This window comes from Shimazuella alba (assembly GCF_009831235.1).
Classification (GTDB): Bacteria; Bacillota; Bacilli; order Thermoactinomycetales; family Thermoactinomycetaceae; genus Shimazuella; species Shimazuella alba.
In genome coordinates this window covers 105,873-125,779 of the sequence record NZ_WUUL01000001.1, presented here as the reverse complement: position 1 = coordinate 125,779, position 19,907 = coordinate 105,873, and the positions used below count along the sequence as shown (strand labels likewise).

Genomic DNA, 19,907 nt, shown 5'->3' with positions numbered 1-19,907 from the left:
TACTGAAAGCAAAGTAATGGAACGATGAGGGATTTTTTCTCTGATTGAGTAAGGTGAGCATTTTTCTAATCGAAATGTATGTAACATTAAATTAATAAAATCGTGCTGGCTATCGTCTTCTGTCATTATCAATCATCACAAATCAAGAAATCGTTATTTAGCAGGAAATGATTTAACTTGATAAGATACAAGCAGGTGTCGAAATTTTATCGATCACATTAAAGTAGGTGTTTTTACAATGTCGAGAACTGCTTTTTTAGGAAAAGTTGTCACTAAACACCACTGCATCGAAGATGGATTGGTGGTAGTTGAGGATAAGAAAATCATATTTGTAGGTAGTCAAACTGATTTTAGTGGTAACGACCCGGAAATGAAGATTATTTCTTATCCAAATAGCCTGATCATTCCAGGCATGATAGATATCCATGTTCATGGCAATGCCAACTTAGATGTCATGGATGGAAATGTGGATTCTCTTCAAGGGATAGCCAAAAGTTTATGTAGTTATGGTGTTACTAGTTTTTTGGCTACTACAATGACTATGCCGATCGCGAAGATTATGCAAGCTTTGCGAGCTGTACTGGACTACCAGAAAAGGAAGGAACCATATGCACAATTAATCGGCGTTCATCTGGAAGGACCCTTTATAAGTCCAAAGCAAAAGGGGGCTCAGAAAGAGGATGATATCTTACATCCTACCCAATTCAATCTTCAGCCAATATTAGATTTACTACAAGAAAAGTTAAAAGTGGTTACTTTAGCACCAGAGATTCCCAACGCATTGGAAGCAATTCGTTTGCTCACCTCACAAGGTACGATTTGTTCCATTGGGCATACAGACGCAACGATTGAAGAAGCTAATCAAGGACTAATTGCTGGGGCTAATCACTTTACACACCTGTTTAATGCGATGAGTGGATTGCATCATCGTGAACCTGGTGCAGTGGGAAGTGCACTATTCAATCACGAGGCTACTTGTGATGTCATTGCTGATATGGTTCATGTTCATCCAAGCGCCGTTAAAATAGCTTTTGAACAAAAAACCCGAGAAAAATTTCTTCTTATAAGTGATGGAATGCGTGCTGTTGGAATGGGGGACGGCACATTTGATTTAGGTGGGCAAAAGGTAAATGTACATCGATGTATTGCACGTTTGGATGATGGTACCTTAGCTGGTAGTACACTTACATTAAACAGAGCTGTACAAAACATGATAGAAACAGTTGGTACTTCTATCGTAGACGCAGTCTACATGGCTGCCACTGCACCTGCAAAAAAATTAGGTATCGATGTAGCAAAAGGTAGTTTAGAAATAGGAAAAGATGCTGATATAGTAGTATTATCCGATAACTTTGATGTAAATATCACGATGATTCAGGGTCAACTCGTATACCAGGGGGTGCCTTACAGTGATTGAATTAGTTGTATATGATGATTATCAGACACTGAGTAGACAAACTGCAAAATACATTGCTGAATTAGTTAGGAAAAAACCAAATACGGTACTGGGACTAGCTACTGGAAGTACACCACTTGGACTATACCAAGAACTTGTTCATCTATACAATGAAAAGGAAATTGATTTTAAAGATGTCCTTACATTTAATTTAGATGAATACGTAGGTTTACCTAAGGAGCATCCACAAAGCTATTATTACTTTATGAATCAACATCTTTTTTCCAAGGTGAATATAGCAAAAAATAACATTCACTTTCCAAGAGGTATTTTTACAGATCCAAAGGAAGCTTGTCGAGAATATGAAAAGCAATTAACCGAAGTGGATCATATTGATTTACAAATTCTTGGAATTGGATCAAATGGACACATCGGTTTTAATGAACCTGCTAAACGAATGACGTTAGATACCCATATTACCGATCTGGCACCACGAACTATTCAAGATAATGCTCGATTTTTCAATGATTCGAATGAAGTACCAAGACAAGCTATTACAATGGGAATTGGAAGTATTATGCGAGCAAAAACTATCTTATTAATGGCGCATAAAGAATCGAAAGCAGAAGCTATTGATGCTATTTTTTCAGGTGTCGTTGACCCTAATCTTCCTGCTTCCATCTTGCAATTGCATTCCAATGTACTTGTACTTGTGAACAAAGAAGTGGCGAACCGATTACATTACCGCCCTCCTACTATTATGGTAAATCAATAATGATCTTTACTGTTATAGAAAAAATTTCTTAAAGATGAGAGGTAATAGTTATGTTGAAAGGAATTCCTGTTTCACCAGGAGTAGCTATCAGTACAGCGTTATTTTTAGAAAGCAAATCCATTACAACCGAAAAGAAAAGTATTACAAAAGAAGAAATCTCTACCGAACAACAGAAATTAGAAGTCGGGATAACCCAAACAGAAGAGCAACTCACCAAACTGCATCAGCAACTACTGGATTCTGTAGGGGAAGAACAAGCATCTATCATGTCTGCTCATTTGATGTTACTGAAAGATCCGGCATTTATTGATGAGATTAACAATCATATTCAAAATGATCTTATTGATGTGTCCTCTGCTGTGCAGGTAACTGTTGACCAGTTTGTAAAGATATTCGAGAACATAGATGATGAGTACATGCGAGAAAGAGCTACAGATATCAAAGATATAGGTAATAGATTGATTGCAAATATTCTCGGCAAAAGCGAAGAAAAAACAATCCAACCAGAGGGATCTTTTATTTTGGTATCTGATGATTTGACTCCTTCAGAGACTGTTACCCTTCCAAGAGACCGCGTGAAAGCTATCATCGTCGCAAAAGGCGGGAAGACATCACACGCTGCTATATTGGCACGTTCTCTGGGGATCCCAGCAATTATGGGTATTGGTGAACAGTTGGCAATAGAAATAGCTACAGGAGATTCTCTTATTATTGATGGTTCAACTGGTGAGATTTTTATCAATCCAGACGCTGCACTCATCTCTGCTTACGAAGAAAAACAAAAAGAGGAACAAAAAGAGAAAGAACAACTTGCCTTGCTCAAAGACAGAAAAGCAGTCACAAAAGACGGAACTCCCATCGAGCTTGTTGCTAATATCAAAGGACCACAAGACGCAGAAGAAGTCTTAGAACAGGGCGGAGAAGGAATCGGCTTATTCCGTAGTGAGTTTCTTTTCATGGATCGTAGCTCCCTTCCCAGTGAAGAAGAACAATACGATGCTTATTCCGAAGTAGTCAAAAATTTAGGGGGCAAACCAGTTATCATTCGTACCCTTGATATCGGTGGTGATAAACATCTGCCATATCTTGATTTACCAGAAGAAATGAATCCTTTTCTGGGCTGGCGTGCGATTCGAATCTCTTTAAGCAGACCAGCCCTCTTTCAAACACAACTACGAGCATTACTACGTGCAAGTGCACATGGAAAAGTAAGAATCATGTTCCCGATGATATCGAATCTGGAACAGATCCAAGAAGTAAAAAGAATTTTAGAAGAAACAAAGAAACAGCTCGCTGATGAATCCATCGCATTTGACCCTGACATCGAAACAGGTGTCATGATCGAAATACCAAGTGCTTGTCTCATTGCTGATGAATTGGCTAAAGAAGTAGACTTCTTTAGTATCGGTACGAATGATTTAGTCCAGTACACATTAGCGGTGGATCGAATGAACGAACATATATCCGATCTCTACGATCATTTTCATCCAGCTGTCCTTCGCCTGATTAAGATGGTTATTGATGCATCCCACCGAAATGGAATATGGACAGGGATGTGTGGGGAAATGGCAGGAGATCTCCATGCAACGGAAATACTACTTGGGCTAGGACTTGATGAGTTCAGCGTCTCACCTACTCTACTTCCAAAAATTAAACATCAGCTGCTTCAACTTTCTATGGAGAAAGCACAGCAAGTAGCACAACACGCACTTAGCTTAGGTACTCCAGCAGAAGTGCAAGAGTATGCGATAGCCTCTCATTCTGTCAGTTAAAGTAAATATCCATCGTTAGATGGATATTTACTTTCTGAAATAAATGATTTATGTAACTAAGGAGGTAATATTATTGCTAGCATTTCTACAAAAGATTGGTAAATCACTTATGCTGCCTGTAGCTAGTTTACCAGCAGCTGCTATCTTGCTCCGTTTCGGTGCGATCGACTACATTAAAGAATTCCATTTCGGCACTACTGTTGGTGGTTTTATCAATCAATACATTGCCCCATTCCTGCAAGCAGGCGGATCCGCTATTTTTGATAATCTTGCACTTATTTTTGCAGTTGGGATCGCACTTGGATTAGCAGGGGATGGAGTAGCTGCACTGGCTGCTGTAATGGCATATCAGATCTTGGTCAACGTATTGGCGAAAGTTCCTGCTGCATTTGGGTTCATCGCCAACGATGTAAAATTAGACATGGGCGTTTTAGGTGGTATTTTAGCAGGGGGTCTTGCAGCCTATTTCTATAATAAATACCACGACATTAAACTTCCTGATTGGCTCGGCTTCTTTGGTGGAAAGAGATTTGTTCCTATAGTCACTTCTTTAACAATGGTTATCGTTGCTCTCCTCTTCGGTTTGATTTGGGGACCTGTACAAAACGCATTAGACATATTTGGTAACTGGGTCGTCAGTTTAGGGGCAATCGGAACCGGTATTTATCAATTTTTCAACCGTCTTCTCGTTCCCTTTGGTCTTCATCATGTTATTAACTCTATCGCTTGGTTCCAAATCGGAAGCTTCACTGATCCTGTTACTCAAAAAGTAATTCATGGTGACCTATATCGGTATTTTGCAGGAGATCCGACAGCAGGAATGTTTATGGCTGGTTTCTATCCCATCTTAATGTTTGCTCTGCCAGGTGCCGCTTTGGCTATTATTCATACCGCAAAACCAGAAAAAAGAAAATTAATCTCCTCTATCTTTATGGGTTCTGCTCTAGCAGCATTTTTGACTGGTATTACAGAGCCAATTGAATTCGCTTTCATGTTTGTTGCTCCAGCACTTTATGTCGTACATGCTATTCTTTCAGGCGTTGCTGGATTCATCGTTACTTCCATGGGCATAAAAACAGGTTTTGGATTTTCCGCTGGACTAATTGACTATTTCCTCGCTTATGGAAAAGCAACAAAACCATTATTACTAATCCCAATTGGCCTCATTTTCGCTATTATCTACTATTTACTATTCCGTCTTCTGATTACAAAATTTAATTTAAAAACACCTGGACGCGAAGATGACGAAATAGCTGAAAATAACGACGAAAATGCAAGCGCTTCCACGATGGATGAAAAAGCAGCAAAAGTGCTCGCTTATGTTGGCGGATCAGAAAATATCGTAGATGTTGACGCATGTATTACCCGACTTCGTTTAGTGGTAAAAGACGATAAATTAACAGATGATGCTGGTTTGAAAAAATTAGGTGCTGCAGGAATTATGAAACTCGGTAAAGGTGCTGTACAAATCGTATTTGGTACGCAGTCAGAACAAATTAAAGACGCAATGAAAAGATTACTCTAATAAGATGTAAAGATTTCTACAGGATAATCCCTAAGTACAGATACTTAGGGATTTGTTTTTTTAGACTTCTTTGGATGCTAGATAGTACGCTCCCTTGGTGGCAGGGCAATCTTCTTGAATCCATTTAATAGGAACCTCGATTTTTTCAGACAAGTACTTTTTATAACTTTCCAGCACTGGTGGAATATTTTTGAAAATACTACCACTCAATCCAATTGTGATTTCATCTTTATACCCTAATTTCTTGCAACAATTCCACGTCATCTTTCCTAATTTTTGTCCCGCATGATCCAAGATTCTTGTTGCAACGGGATCTCCAGCAATGGCTATACGTGTTACTACTTTACACAACTTTGCGATCTCTGCTTTTGGTCTGCTATAAGCATATAATTTAATATCTTGAGGATCTGTATATCCCATCTCTTTTAGTAATTCCATACTTAGTTGGCCCAATGGAAGCGATTCATCAGCTTCGATAATCATCTGACGAAATGCTTCCATCACAATCCAATAGCCACTACCTTCATCACCAAGCAGATGTCCCCATCCTCCAGTGAAAACACGTTTCTCAGAGCTTATTCCAATTGCAATAGCACCTGTTCCAGATATCGCTAATATTCCATCTTCCCCTTTTAAAGTTGCAGCATGTGCAATAATAGAATCGTTTACCACACTGACTTTAGTTTGAAATGCATCAATCAAAATTTGTATCAATTCATCTTTGTTTTCGATACCTTCACTACCTGCGATTCCTAGATAAATATATTTGCAATCCACTTTTGGAAGGTTTCCTTGTGCCTGCTCAATAGCTTCTAAAATGTGTTTGGTCGCTTCTTTAAAATCAACCATTACATTACTAAACCCACTTCTTCCTTCCCCTAACACATTTCCCTCTACATCATAAGCGACCGCAACTGTTTTTGTTCCGCCGCCATCGACACCAATGACATAATGCACTTTCTAACACCCTTCCTTTTCTTGAAAACCAGATCACTCCCATGATTTTAGCAATTCGAATAAAAAAGTTCCATCAGAAATTTTTCCTACTACATTTGTTTATCATTGTTCTCCCAAACTCGCAATGCCAATTATCATTCTACTTTACATTGTCTCTATCTGATTGTTGGTGTTGTAGATTCAGATTTATACATTACATATAAAAGGTACTAATGCAAAAATATTAAAGTATATAGTAGTAAAATTAACTCCTTACTCATTTTCCAGTTATTATATTGCAATAGCAAGAGTAACTTCATGTGTATGTATAATGATGTCAAACCAACTGCTTAATAGACCACTTATATGTGGAGTCTATTTAGGGATCAGAATAAGGACCATTTCAGAACACTTTCGTAAATGGAAATGGTTTTTGGTTGTTTTTATTTCGCCGGAATTTGAGATTAAAACAAGAGAATCGTTTCGGTCATATAGTCCTCCCTTCTTCATTGATATGCGATGAAAAAATATGCAAAATAATCACCCTTTTTTCTGGATTCTGCGACATATACCCATCTGATAATCGTAGAAACTACATTCTACGATATTCTTTATTCCCTATTATATTTGTCTTGACTTTCCCCTGCACTGGAAGGTGTATATTCAGTTAGAAGAGTGATAACAACTAACAAACGAAAGGGGATGAAATCATCTTTAAAATTAGTGAGTTTTCCAAGCTGAGTCAGGTTTCGATAAAAACTCTTCGCTATTATGATCAAATAGATCTATTAAAACCGGCTCATACTGACCCAGATACAGGTTATCGCTACTATACGGCAAATCAGCTTTTTCCATTGAATCGTATTTTGGCTTTTAAAGAACTGGGATTTACACTCCATCAAATTACTCAGTTAATGAATGACAACATTCCAGTAGACCAAATAAGAGGAATGTTTCGTATAAAGCAGGCAGAAATTCAAAGCCTTTTGGAAGAGGAACAAACTCGATTACAACGGATTGAAAACAGACTTCATCAGGTGGAAAAAGAAGGGATATTGAAGACGGAGCATGAGATAGTTTTAAAAAATGTGGATAAACAACCAATGTACTCTTTGCGACAACGTGCTTCCATTCAACAAATTCCCCACCTACTTGCCCAGTTAAATCATGATTTAGGAAAAAATTTTTCTTCATTTCCTCAAGCAGTCCTTTGGTATGGATGTGAAGAGTGTGAAGAAGCGATTGATCTGGAAGTAGGTTATCTGCTAAAGCAAATTCCAACTGATTCAAGTGTTCGTGTTCGATATTTACCTGAAGTCTCTATGATGGCAACACTATTACATCGTTGTCATCCTGCTAGGCCTTGCACAGCGAGCTCTGATTTAGCCATTTGGATCGAGCAAAACGGTTACCAGATCAAAGAGAACGAACCAAGACGAGAAATATTCCTACATCCAGATCATAAACGTGAGAACGATTATATCGCAGAGGTTCAGATCGCAGTTGAGAAGGTGTAATGAGATGTACATTAAAACGGACGAAAAAGCACAAAAACTTCCAATTGCATTATGGGCACTAGCACTTGCCTCTTTTGGGATTGGCACAACCGAATTAGTACCTATGGGTCTTCTACCAACCATAGCTAACGATCTGGAAGTATCTCTTTTTGCTGCTGGTCTATTGATATCAGTATATGCGCTCGGGGTGGTTGTCGGGGTTCCTCTTCTGTCTTTGATTTCGACAAAAATCCAACGAAAAACCTTACTTCTACTCTTAGTTGGTGGGTTCGTCTTTGGGAATCTGCTTTGTGCTTGGGCACCTAATTATATATTTTTAATGATTGCAAGAGTGGTTGTATCTTTTATGCATGGAACATTTTTTGGAGAAAGTTATGTAGTTGCAGCTAGACTTGCCCCTCCTGAAAAACAAACAAGTGCATTGGCGCTTGTTTCATCTGGTTTAACTTTATCTACTGTATTGGGAGCCCCTTTGGGTACTTATTTAGGACTAACATTTGATTGGCGTATGCCTTTCTATGTGATCGCTGGCATTGGGCTCGTTTCCTTTATCGCCATTGCATATTTTGTTCCTAATATGACTCAACAAAAAGTAGCATCTTTACGAAAACAAGCAAGCGTATTACGACGCCCTTCTGTTGTAATGGCACTTTGCATGACAGTTTTTGGGATAGCTGGAGTATTTACTGTTTTGACTTACATCACGCCAATGTTAGAACAACTAACAAGAGTCTCTTCTCATGATGTATCGGCGATCTTGCTGGTGTACGGCATGGGTACACTAATTGGTAACTTTGCGGGGGCTAAGTTTGCTGATAAACGATTAATGCCTACTTTACTTGTGGTTCTAACACTGTTGGCTGTTGTTTTGGCTAGCTTAACTTTTAGTATTTACCATCCAATCGCAGCAATTATCACAATTTTTTTCTGGGGTGTTGCAGCGTTTGCATCTATCCCTCCATTGCAAATGCGTATTTTGGAAAAGTCTTCTGATGCTCCCCAGTTTGCATCTGGATTAAATGTAGCTGCTTTTAATCTGGGAAATGCGCTTGGAGCCTTTCTAGGTGGGTTAGTGATGAAAGATCCAGCTCTAAATCTTTCTTCATTGCCTTGGATAGCAGCCTTCGTTACCTTGATTGGCGTGATTTTCACTATCATCAGTATGTTATTCGATAAAAAACAACTTAGGCGAAAAGGAGCTCTCATACATGACTCATTCTGAAAAACAAATGCTCATCGATTTAAATGTACCAATTGAGATAAAAGATGGAACTGTTTTAAGAGCCAATATTTATCGTCCAAATCAAAAAGGGAAATGGCCCGTTCTGCTTAGTCGAACACCATATAGTAAAGATGTTGCCCCTATTCACTTTGGATTTTATGACATCTCCCGCGTGGTTCAACAAGGTTATGTCGTGATTATTCAGGATACTCGAGGAAGAGCTGCTTCAGAGGGGACATTGGACCCCATCTTAACCAGTAAACATGAGTCCTCGGATAGTTATGAGACCATCGATTGGGCAAGCAAACTTCCCTATAGTAATGGTCAAGTGGGTATGTTTGGTTCATCTTATGTTGCATTTACACAATGGGCAGCTATGTTGCAACCTCACAAAGCTCTTCAAGTGGCGGTACCCGGATTTTCTTGGAACGATCCTTTCAATGGATTCATGTATCGGGCTGGTGCGTTGGAGTTAGGCTTTTTATCCTATTGGCAAATGGGGATGTATTTGGATACTCTACCAAGACTTTATTCGGATCAAAAAGAACTAACTCGAGCTACGAGTCAACTCATTTCTGATCTAAATCAATTAAAAACGGAGATCCAATCCCTTCCTTTAAAGGATTTTACACCTTTTACTCGTAACAAAGTGGCGCCTTCTATTCTGGAACATTTCGAACAAGACATGGATCCAGAGTATGTTGAACACTTATCTTTAAAAGGAAAATACGATAAATTCACCATACCTACCCTCCATATAGCAGGTTGGTACGATATTTTCTTACAAGGAACCATAGAAAACTTTTTAGAAACACGCAACAACGGAAGTAGCTCAGAAACCCATCAAAGTAAATTGATCATTGGACCTTGGCAGCATTTGGATCATAGTCACCAAGCAGGAGAAGTGAGTTTTGGATTAGCAGGTCATTCGGCTTCTATTGACTTGATTGGCAGTCATTTACAATGGTTTGATCATTTCTTAAAAGGAATCGATACGGGTATTACCAAGGGAGCCCCGATTAAATTGTTTGTTATGGGCGAAAATGTATGGCGTGATGAATATGAATGGCCATTGCCTAGTACTCAATATACAGAATATTATTTGCATAGTGGTGGAAATGCAAATACACTTCAAGGAGATGGGACACTTAGTACAATTTTTCCTGATCAAGAAAAACCAGATCATTTTACCTATGATCCCTTACATCCTGTAATAACCAAAGGTGGAGCCATTATGATGCCGCCTGATTTTAACAGTGGTGCTTTTGATCAAAGTCAGATCGAATCGCGGGAAGATGTACTAGTATACACCACCCCAGTTTTAGAAAAAGATGTAGAAGTAACAGGACCAGTAAAAGTAAAATTATGGGCTACTTCTAGTGCGCCCGATACAGATTTTGTCGCTCGTTTAGTGGATGTACATCCAGATGGTTCAGCCATCAATTTGACAGATGGTATTATTCGTGCTCGTTTCCGAAATGTACAAAAAAGAGAAAAACCAAGCCTCATCGAACCAGGAAAAGCTTATCTTTATGAGATTGACCTATGGGCTACGAGTAATCTGTTTAAAAAAGGACATCGAATCCGCTTGGATATCACAAGTAGTAACTTCCCTCGTTGGGATCGAAACCCGAATACGGGTCATGATTTTGGAGAGGATCAAGAGAAGGATCTTATCGTCGCCCAGCAAACAGTCCTGCATGATAAAGAACATCCTTCTGCTATTGTTCTACCAATTATTCCAAGGAGTTAATTGGTTGTGAAGGATAACAATCTTAACTGATATATCCATGAATTAGATCTCCTGAACCACTGATTCGTTTAGTCGCTCACATCAAAAAATAAGAATAAAATAGATATAACACAAGAAAAAATCAATTTTCCTTTTATTTAGCGAAGAGGAAATTGGCTTTTTCTTAGTGCAGGATTTTTACAAAATGTTGGTGATACCCCATGCCCATCAAGTTAAGAAAATAGAATATCCAAAACATTAGAAAAACGCTATTCTTTCTTTAGAGACAAATGAAAGGATGGCGTTTATCGTAGTGAATTCTTCTATTCAACAGGAACTGCAATTATTTTCAGAAGAATTATGTAGACAAGTATCCATTCCTACACTGGGACAAATAGCAAAAGAAACTGGATTCGTGCAAAGATCCAGTAAATATCAGGGAAAAGACTTTGTTTCTTTGTGTGTTTGGATGAGTAAAAATATAGCGAGTGCTTCTCTTACGCAGTTATGTGGTCAGTTGGAAGCCTCGACTGGTGTGGTAATGAGCCCAGAAGGGCTCAATCAACGCTTTAATCGTTCTGCTGTTACCTTTCTTCAAAAACTGCTGGTCTGTTTCATGAAATCAAAAATCCATTCCTCCCTTGCTATTTCGAGTACCTATCTCAAGTATTTTGAACGGATTCGTATCTTAGACTCGACTATTTTTCAAATCCCTAGTTCATTGGCTTCCTACTATCCGGGGTCTGGAGGTTGCGGTCAGAAGGCAGGGGTCAAAATCCAGTTGGAATACGATCTACATAGCGGAAAATTCCTAAATCTCCAAGTAGAACCTGGGAAAAATAATGACAAAACTTTTGGCACAACCTGTTTGGATACCCTTCGACCAGGGGATTTGTGTATTCGAGACCTAGGCTATTTTTCGTTAGAAGACCTGGATCAGATGGATCAACGAGGGGTTTCTTATGTATCCCGTTTGAAACTAAATAACCGAATCTATCTAAAGAATCCAGAACCGAAATATTTCCAAGATGGAACAATTAAGAAACAAACGGAGTATCTCCCACTGGATCTAGAGGAGATCATGTATCGCATGCAACCAGGTGAAACCGTGGAGATACAGGATACCTACATCGGAAAGGATAAAAAGTTACCCGCTCGAGTCGTTTTGTATCGACTAACAAAGGCACAGGTAAAGAAAAGACGAAAAGATCTGGCTTATAAAGAGAAGAAAAAGGGAGTAACGTATTCGGAAAAGAGCAAGCGGTTAACCGAAATGAACGTCTATATTACCAATATTCCTTGGGAGATCGTTCCGAAGGAACAGATTCATGACCTTTATTCCTTACGTTGGCAGATCGAAATCGTATTTAAAACATGGAAATCCTTTTTTCAGATCGACCGATGCAAGAATGTAAAACGAGAGCGGTTGGAATGTCATCTATACGGACAGCTTATCTCTATCTTGATCTGCTCTACTACCTTGTTTCGGATGCGAGAGCTCTTGCTTCGCAAGAAGCAAAAAGAGTTAAGTGAATATAAAGCTTTTTCCATCATTCAAACTTATTTTCCATTGTTTCATCAAGCGATACAACAGCAAAACACCCAAGTTTATGCAAAGATCCTTCTTCGCCTATTCCACCTATTAGAGAAAAATGGGCGAAAGTCTCACCGCTATGAGAAAAAAACGGTCTTTGACATACTGGGTGTTGTCTATGAGTATACCATGTCATCTCCCAAAGCTGCATAATTTTCAAAAACAAGCCTAGCTAGGCTTGTTTAGTGTGCCATCCTTTTCCATATGCCAAGATTCCTCTATGTTATTTACTCTCTTTTCATCTTTCCCTTTTCTTAGCTTGATGGCTATGTGGTGATACCCCTATACAAGAAAAGATCACAATGAATTGCTTTCAGGCAAATGGGATTACTTAGATTTTATTTGTTTGCAATTTTTTAGCTGAATTAAAAAAAGAGATTGAAATGACGAAAAGACCGTCTAGAAGTGGAAAATTCATTAAAGATATTGCAATCACTCCTGCAATAGTATAATAAATAATCCTATAATTTTTTGTGGAATGACATGTTTGGCTCATCTTACTTCTTATAAATTTTTCACAGCTAAAATAATAAAGAGTCTATAAAAATGAAATTATAAATATATTTTTCATAATCCAATGGTAATGAAACAAATTATTATGATATACTTTTATTGCAATATATCCTAAATAAAAGAACTTTGTAACAAACCAAATCTCATCACGAAAGGCTTGGTAATATGTTTGGCAAAGTAGCTGCAGATGTTCTAGGTATAAGTAATGTTGGCGTGGTTATTAAACCAGCGGATTATGACAAAGTTGATTCTGATGATTATGTCATGCACGAAGATGGGGAGAAAATCTTTTTCCTAATCAAATCAAAATCTGATGAATATTGTTTTACAAATAAGGCACTCATTCACTTAGATGGAACAAGTGCTGTGAGCAAAAAACGTAGCTTATATCGCTATGATTACTACCAAAATCATATTTCCAATGTCATGATAGAAACTGCTGGAACGGTAGACTTAGACGTTGAATTAAAATTCAAATTGGGTTCTGAGATCTTCAGCATTGATGTACAGAAAAAACAATTAGAAGATGTCAAAGACTTATACAAAGCATTGTTAAAAATCTCCGAGATCACAAAAGACAATGCAAGCTATCTTCAATACTCAGAGCAGAGCTTAAACTTAGCATCTACTACTCTGAGCCGCATCACAAGCGAAGAAAACAACGTAGTGGAACAATTTAAAGATCTAAATCAATTTGCATTTGATTGGCTCAAAGAAAAGAAACAAACATACCTTGTCAAAGATTTTGGCTTTGTATTTGAAAAATACATCAACAACTAAAACAAAAGACCAATCGATTTTCGATTGGTCTTTTGTCTTACCTATATATAAGAGCGAGCTGTCGCCTGATGCTAATCAGACGACAGAATCCACTTGCAGTCAGCTACTATCACACAGACAGCAATTTCAACTCCAAGTAGATTTCTTCCGGCAAGAAGGTTTGTACATAGTCATCTGGATATGCAACCTGTACAAATCCGTCTTTGCGCAATATGAGGTGTTGGAAGGGTATCTGTGCACAGATGTTTTTATCATGTATACTAAGATACCCGTCATAAAAATGCTCTCCCCTTGCTTCTGATGAGTGTTTTCGAGAGTTCAAAACTTCAAACGAAAATTCCACTGTTGATACATCTGCAGCGATATCTGTAACGAGATAAGCGTTCTTCTCTTTATGCCCACATAGTTCTTTCACACACCAGAGAGAGTTCTTATGAGCCACTTCAACCTCCCAAGGAAACTTTCGTATATGATAACAAATATCTTGTATAGGAACAAAGTTTGTATGAATCTTGTAAACTGTACTTCCCATCCTGTATAAAGAAATACTCATCTATGCTTGCTATAAACTGTTCTAACGTCCAATATGGGTTACACGTACTTCTATCATTATTCTTATATAGAGCTGTCCACTCCTGAAAAACGGATAACTTAACGATTGATATGGTTACAGTGATCCTCTTACTAAAATAAGAAGGGTTGACTACGACGAATATCAGACCATCTCCATAAAGACAGTGTCTTAAACGATTGATATTCGCGCATCATTACTAATGGAGCATCAAAGGAAAATGGAGGTCTGCAAAAATTAATTGGACGCCAATCACCAGTATTTATATCTAAATTATCGATAACTGAGGGGTAATGAGTAGTTAACAGATAGGTATAATCATTTTTACTGACATTTTGAAACCATTTCTTTATATCTTCAAAAGATAAATGGACCAATAAATCACGACACAAAATCAAATCAGTACTCGGAAGAGCATCTTGTGTTACATCTCGCTCCAAAAACTCATATGAATCGGATTTATATTTCCGATTATTGTTTTCAACTATTTCTGACACAATATCCACACCAAAATACTTATCGATATTTAAAGGGATCTTACTCATCCAATGAAAATCGCCACAAGGTGCGTCTAAAATACTATTTATCTCAAAAAGCTCGAACAGGTGAGGAAGTTTTCGCATGAGCGGTTCTACTTCCATTAGCGAGGAACCTGGACCTGATAAAGATTCCGTTCCACCCCACAGATTTGACTCATAGATATCTGTGAATATTTTTTTGATTGTCCCCATTCCCTTCTAGTTGACGACTTAGTAATACAAATATTCCGCATATAGGAGATAAAAGATAATGACTTTTTTATGAAAAGTCATTATCTTTCTTTCTATATACGATATCAACTAGATCCAACGATTGATTGTTTTCTCGTATTCTACTTGTTCTTCTTCTGGGAACCAAAGTGCCAATTCGCGTTCTGCACTCTCAGCAGAATCAGAACCATGAATGATATTCATTCCAACACTAATTCCAAAGTCACCACGAACTGTGCCTGGCAGAGCATCAGATGGATTGGTTTTCCCCATCATTTGACGTGCAGTAGCAATTACATTGTCCCCTGCTAAAACGAAAGCGAATACAGGGCTAGAAGTAATAAACTCAACCAATTCTCCAAAAAAAGGACGCTCTTTATGTTCTTCATAGTGTTTCTCTGCTAATTCAGTTGAAACACTCATCAATTTGCCACCGAGAAGTTGAAAGCCTTTCTTTTCAAAACGAGATACAATTTCTCCTACAAGTCCGCGTTGTACACCATCAGGTTTAATCATAATAAATGTTTTTTCCATTAAAAAAATCCTCCAATATATATGTATAGATAACGATCCACATTTTATCAAGCTCCGAGCACAAACGCAACAAATGATTAATAATTTCTTCCTACAATAAATTCTGCAAGCATTTTTAGTAGTTCTTGTTCCTGAACAGATGGCAGTTTTTTTAGCTCATCCAAAGCCTTATTTAGGTATCGTTTGGATAACTCCAAAGTAAATTCATTTCCCCCAGCTTTTTGCACCAATAAAAGTGTCTCTGAGGTAAGAGGATGTTTTCCTTGAGAAGATAAAAAGGAATCTAGAAGTTGTCTTTCTACTTCAGGAAGATGTTGCATTGCGTAGATTACAGGTAAAGTTACATTTCCTTGTCGTAAATCACTTCCAGCTGGCTTGCCAAGCGTTTCTTCATCACCAGTAAAATCCAATACGTCATCTGTTAACTGGAAGGCCATACCCACATAGTAACCATACAATTTTAAGTGCTGAATCACTTTTGGGGGAGCATCGCTCACTAAAGCACCCAACTGACAACTAATAGACATAAGAAGTGCTGTTTTGCGTTTAATACGTGATAAATACTGTTTGACAGACTGCTGAGGTTTATATAAATCACGAATCTGATCGATTTCTCCTTCACACATCAAAAAAATTGCTTTGGAAAGCTCTTGGTGTACTTTTAAAATTTGAATATCTGATATGATGTGAAGTGCCCGAGAAATAATATAATCACCAGCATACATAGCTACTCGATTATCCCATTGTGCTTTTACGGTTGGTTGGCCTCTGCGAAGGGATGCGTTATCGATCACATCATCGTGAACCAATGTTGCCATATGTATTAGTTCTAATGCTACCGCAACATCGATAACATGTTGTTTATTACTTGTTCCAAATCTTCCTGATAATAGCACAAAAACCGGGCGCATTCTTTTACCACCAGCCCGGAGTAAATGGGTAGAAGACTGTTTTAACTCCAATTGGTTGGTGGCCATGGATTGGCTTAACAGGTCTTCTACTCTTTCTAAATCTTTTTTTATATGTCTATAAATGTTTGCTAGTCGCAAATTCCTCACCCTGTTAACTTAGATGTGTACAGGTAGATCCATTAGCTCAATCTTCACTTCATCTTTGATTAATCCAGCTAAAGCTGCATAATGGTAGTAAGTAGCTAAACCACGTTGTTCCTCTGGCCCAAAATTATAATTTAAGCCTGCATAGTATTTCTTCCATTTCACTACATCCCCACCAAGCTGTCTCATCGCCTCTTGAATCACAGGAATAGGATCCTGTTGATCAAGTCGCTTAGCCTGCAAAAATCTTTGATAAATAAGTGAGAGTGTCTCCTGTTTTTCCTCCGCCACCTGACGATTTACTGCCCAGACTGCATAAGTCATCGGTAGTCCCGTTCCTTTATACCATTGTAATCCTAAATCAAATACGTAATATTTCTTATTCGTCCAATTTGCCTTTAGTGCATGATCACCAATGAGAAGAGCTGCATCAGCCTGTTCCATCATTTTATCTAAATTCGGTTCTTCTGTTGAATATGTCGGAGCTCCTCCAGCAAAATATTCGATTAATATCCTGAGTAAGTTAATCGATGAAGCGGATGTATTTGCCAGTGCTATCTTTCCATTTTTCACAGCATTAAATTGACTATGTTTACTAAACAAAAATATGGATCCAACAGGACCTTTTGCACTGACAGATAGATCAGGCATCATCACATACTTTGGATAATCTTCAGCATAGGCAAAAGAAGATATAGGGCTCATATCAATTGTTCCTTCTGACATAGATTTATTCAACTGGGAAGGAACCCTTGGTATAAGTTCTACTGATAGATCTGTATAGTTGAAATAGTGATACAGCGGTAAAACATTGGTAAAGGCAATTTTTCCTATGCGAATCGGCTTCATTTATATTTCTCCTCCTTTATCTTGATAAAACATCGATCAACATGAAACAAAACACAATCACGCTCAAGACACCATTCATTGTGAAAAATGCGGTATTTAAACGAGAAAGATCATCATGAGATACAATAGAATGCTCATAGATAAGGATGATTAAAGCAACGATTACACCTAGTCCAAAAAATATTCCCAAATCGGTTAGCCATAGAAGTGCTAACAAACCAATCGCAGTTCCAAGATGCATAAGTGCTGAGATCTGCAAACCTCTTTTCACACCAAATCTAACAGGTATGGAATGAAGTCCTTCTCGACGGTCAAATTCGACGTCCTGACACGCATAGATAACGTCAAATCCACCTATCCACAATGCAACAGTCAGAAATAATAAAATTCCTTCCAAATTAATCTGTCCTGTTGTGGCAATCCATCCACCCAATGGTCCTAACCCTGTTGCTACTCCCAATACGAAATGACATGCCCAAGTAAAGCGTTTGGTATAAGAATAAAAAACGAGAAAAAATACTGCTATTGGTAATAATTTTACAGCAAGTGAGTTTAATTGTGATGCAGCAATGAAGAGAACAATAAAAGAAACAATCACAAATCCCCATGCATATGATACAGGAATAAGCCCCTTTGGAATATGTCTTTCTGCTGTTCTTGGATTTTTGGCATCAATGTGTCGGTCAATAATACGATTTAAGGCCATCGCTGCACTTCTCGCACCGACCATGGCAATGGTAATCCATAAGATCTGCATCCAAGTAGGAAAGCGCCCATTCACTTCTAAACTCCCTAATATGGATCCTAAATAGGCAAAAGGCAGAGCAAAAATGGAGTGTTCAAACTTAATCATGTCTAGGACAAGTTTTAGTTTTTTTAGCATGATGAATACCTTCTTCTATTTGTAGCCTATATGTAGAGCAGTAATGCCCCCTGATAAAGGATACACCTCTACGGAAGAAAATCCAACCTCTTGCTTCATCATTTGTTCTAATTCTTTATAATCTGGAAATGATAAAAGCGAAGTGGGTAACCATTTATATTGCTCATAGCGATTAACAAATAGTTTACCCAAAAGTGGTAAGATCCGACCAAAATAAAAAAAATACAGTGCTCGAAAAGGTCTCCAAGTAGGTTTTGATAATTCGAGGGATACTACTTTTCCTCCAGGTTTTACAACCCGTTTCATCTCTTTTAATACTTGTATCAGATCTGGTACATTTCGCAATGCAAAACCTATCGTGGCAAAATCAAAAGTATTATCTGGATAAGGTAATTCCATCGCATTTCCTTCGATCAAATTTACATTATCCTTCAATCCAGCTCTTTCCAACTTGGAATAACCTACTGAAAGCATATTTGGACTAAAATCTAGGCCAATAATACTCCCCGTTTTCGAGGCTTTCGCTAAAGAAATTGTCCAATCGCAAGTACCACAGCACACATCGATAGCACTGTCTCCTGGTAAAACATTCATCTTTTTCATTGCGAATTTTCTCCATGCGCGATGTCGACGAAAACTAAGAATACTGTTCATTTGGTCATAATTGTCTGCAATATCCTCAAAAACCTGGTGTACATATTTTTCTTTTTCTGTTCCATGCAGAGAAATTTCCTCTGTGTTCTTCATTTGGTTACCTCCCTATCCAAAAGCATTTGATATAATGCAGCTCGGACTTCAAGATGATCAATGGAGTCCATTAATTTCACAGCATCTTCTCGTTCGATTTCTGGACTTCGATTGTGATCCAAATGAAGAAAATAGGACAAGATAGAACACCATTCAACTTGCTGCTGAACATGAAAAAAATCGGCTAAAGCCGTAATGAGATGCCGTCCAGTCCTTACTTCTTGCGAAAAAGGATCAAAAGTACCATCTATATGATGTTGCATACTTGCTTCACATATTTCACTAGCTGTTTTTGATAACATACGCATGCCAGCAATTTCATTACTGCTGGCCAACGTTTTATAAAATAAGCTACTGTAATAATCTCCAGCTAAAATAGTTAACTGCTTTTTCTGAATCTCATCACGTTCTTTTTCATCTTCCAGAGAAACTTTCTCGTGCACCACCAGCCCCATCCGTAACAAAGCAGTAGAGACACCATAAGTAAATATTCGCATCGGATTTTCATGAATAGATGTTAGCATTAATTGAAGTATTTTTATAAATAATTCCGGTATTCTAGGTTTCCCACATCTCTCCAATAAATAATGATGACCCGTTAATTGATAAAGATGAAGAATAATCTCCTCTTGTTTTGTATGTATGGACGTCATTAAAGCGTCCCCCTATATTTGCTATATCTTCGATAGTATATCATAAGTATAAACGAAAAATCATTTGTAACAAATTTGTAAATCGAAACAATCGTTCATTTACC

18 protein-coding genes are annotated in these 19,907 nt (G+C 38.0%); 9 read left to right on the top strand and 9 right to left on the bottom strand.

Going from position 1 to position 19,907, the window contains the following annotated elements:
• Nucleotides 1–238 precede the first annotated feature (238 nt).
• The 4 genes from nagA to nagE all read left to right on the top strand — a co-directional run bounded on the left by nagA (nt 239) and on the right by nagE (nt 5,468).
• Nucleotides 239–1,417 carry an N-acetylglucosamine-6-phosphate deacetylase gene (nagA, locus tag GSM42_RS00600; RefSeq protein ID WP_160799313.1) on the top strand — a complete coding sequence of 393 codons (1,179 nt, stop codon included), beginning with the start codon at nt 239–241 and terminating at the stop codon, nt 1,415–1,417.
• A complete protein-coding gene (gene nagB / locus GSM42_RS00595) occupies nt 1,410–2,171 on the top strand; it encodes a glucosamine-6-phosphate deaminase (RefSeq protein WP_338055180.1) in 762 nt (253 codons plus the stop codon). The genes nagA and nagB overlap by 8 nt, the downstream gene beginning before the upstream one ends.
• A 50-nt stretch (nt 2,172–2,221) precedes the next feature.
• Nucleotides 2,222–3,943: a phosphoenolpyruvate--protein phosphotransferase gene (gene ptsP / locus GSM42_RS00590; protein WP_160799312.1), complete on the top strand. Its 1,722-nt coding sequence runs from the start codon at nt 2,222–2,224 to the stop codon at nt 3,941–3,943.
• Between the two features lie 73 nt (nt 3,944–4,016).
• The gene (nagE, locus tag GSM42_RS00585; protein WP_160799311.1) at nt 4,017–5,468 is read left to right on the top strand and encodes an N-acetylglucosamine-specific PTS transporter subunit IIBC; all 1,452 of its coding nucleotides are present in this window, start codon (nt 4,017–4,019) and stop codon (nt 5,466–5,468) included.
• Between the two features lie 60 nt (nt 5,469–5,528).
• Here the strand turns inward: nagE and GSM42_RS00580 are convergent, their stop codons facing one another.
• Complete coding sequence (locus tag GSM42_RS00580; RefSeq protein WP_160799310.1) at nt 5,529–6,425, bottom strand: BadF/BadG/BcrA/BcrD ATPase family protein; 897 nt, start codon at nt 6,423–6,425, stop codon at nt 5,529–5,531.
• A gap of 686 nt (nt 6,426–7,111) precedes the next feature.
• On the opposite strand from GSM42_RS00580, the gene GSM42_RS00575 reads away from it, so the two are divergent.
• The 5 genes from GSM42_RS00575 (at nt 7,112) to GSM42_RS00555 (ending at nt 13,762) form a co-directional block, all read left to right on the top strand.
• Entirely contained in the window at nt 7,112–7,921 is an 810-nt protein-coding gene (locus GSM42_RS00575; RefSeq protein ID WP_338055207.1) for a MerR family transcriptional regulator, read from the top strand.
• Nucleotides 7,922–7,925: 4 nt separating this feature from the next.
• Entirely contained in the window at nt 7,926–9,143 is a 1,218-nt protein-coding gene (locus GSM42_RS00570; RefSeq protein ID WP_160799309.1) for an MFS transporter, read from the top strand.
• Nucleotides 9,130–10,896 (top strand): CocE/NonD family hydrolase, encoded by a 1,767-nt coding sequence (locus GSM42_RS00565; protein ID WP_160799308.1) that lies wholly within the window; start codon nt 9,130–9,132, stop codon nt 10,894–10,896. Before GSM42_RS00570 ends, GSM42_RS00565 begins: the two co-directional genes overlap by 14 nt.
• Nucleotides 10,897–11,188: 292 nt before the next feature.
• The gene (locus GSM42_RS00560; RefSeq protein WP_160799664.1) at nt 11,189–12,622 is read left to right on the top strand and encodes an IS4 family transposase; all 1,434 of its coding nucleotides are present in this window, start codon (nt 11,189–11,191) and stop codon (nt 12,620–12,622) included.
• Nucleotides 12,623–13,147: 525 nt separating this feature from the next.
• A complete protein-coding gene (locus tag GSM42_RS00555; protein ID WP_160799307.1) occupies nt 13,148–13,762 on the top strand; it encodes a PH domain-containing protein in 615 nt (204 codons plus the stop codon).
• 109 nt (nt 13,763–13,871) lie between these two features.
• Here GSM42_RS00555 and GSM42_RS00550 read toward each other — a convergent pair whose 3' ends face one another.
• From GSM42_RS00550 to GSM42_RS00515, 8 genes are all read right to left on the bottom strand, one after another.
• The gene (locus tag GSM42_RS00550) at nt 13,872–14,204 is read right to left on the bottom strand and encodes a hypothetical protein (protein WP_160799306.1); all 333 of its coding nucleotides are present in this window, start codon (nt 14,202–14,204) and stop codon (nt 13,872–13,874) included.
• 242 nt (nt 14,205–14,446) lie between these two features.
• Nucleotides 14,447–15,064: a class I SAM-dependent methyltransferase gene (locus GSM42_RS00545; RefSeq protein WP_202404703.1), complete on the bottom strand. Its 618-nt coding sequence runs from the start codon at nt 15,062–15,064 to the stop codon at nt 14,447–14,449.
• A gap of 108 nt (nt 15,065–15,172) precedes the next feature.
• Nucleotides 15,173–15,616, bottom strand: a complete 444-nt coding sequence (gene ndk, locus GSM42_RS00540) for a nucleoside-diphosphate kinase (RefSeq protein WP_160799305.1) — start codon at nt 15,614–15,616, stop codon at nt 15,173–15,175.
• Nucleotides 15,617–15,693: 77 nt separating this feature from the next.
• Nucleotides 15,694–16,674: a polyprenyl synthetase family protein gene (locus GSM42_RS00535; protein WP_338055179.1), complete on the bottom strand. Its 981-nt coding sequence runs from the start codon at nt 16,672–16,674 to the stop codon at nt 15,694–15,696.
• Nucleotides 16,675–16,683: 9 nt separating this feature from the next.
• Complete coding sequence (locus GSM42_RS00530) at nt 16,684–17,520, bottom strand: menaquinone biosynthesis protein (RefSeq protein WP_160799303.1); 837 nt, start codon at nt 17,518–17,520, stop codon at nt 16,684–16,686.
• 16 nt (nt 17,521–17,536) lie between these two features.
• Nucleotides 17,537–18,403: a UbiA-like polyprenyltransferase gene (locus GSM42_RS00525; protein WP_202404702.1), complete on the bottom strand. Its 867-nt coding sequence runs from the start codon at nt 18,401–18,403 to the stop codon at nt 17,537–17,539.
• Between the two features lie 15 nt (nt 18,404–18,418).
• The gene (locus tag GSM42_RS00520; RefSeq protein ID WP_160799302.1) at nt 18,419–19,150 is read right to left on the bottom strand and encodes a demethylmenaquinone methyltransferase; all 732 of its coding nucleotides are present in this window, start codon (nt 19,148–19,150) and stop codon (nt 18,419–18,421) included.
• On the bottom strand, nt 19,147–19,803 hold the full coding sequence (locus GSM42_RS00515) for a heptaprenyl diphosphate synthase component 1 (protein ID WP_160799301.1): 657 nt from the start codon (nt 19,801–19,803) through the stop codon (nt 19,147–19,149). Before GSM42_RS00515 ends, GSM42_RS00520 begins: the two co-directional genes overlap by 4 nt.
• Nucleotides 19,804–19,907 lie beyond the last annotated feature (104 nt).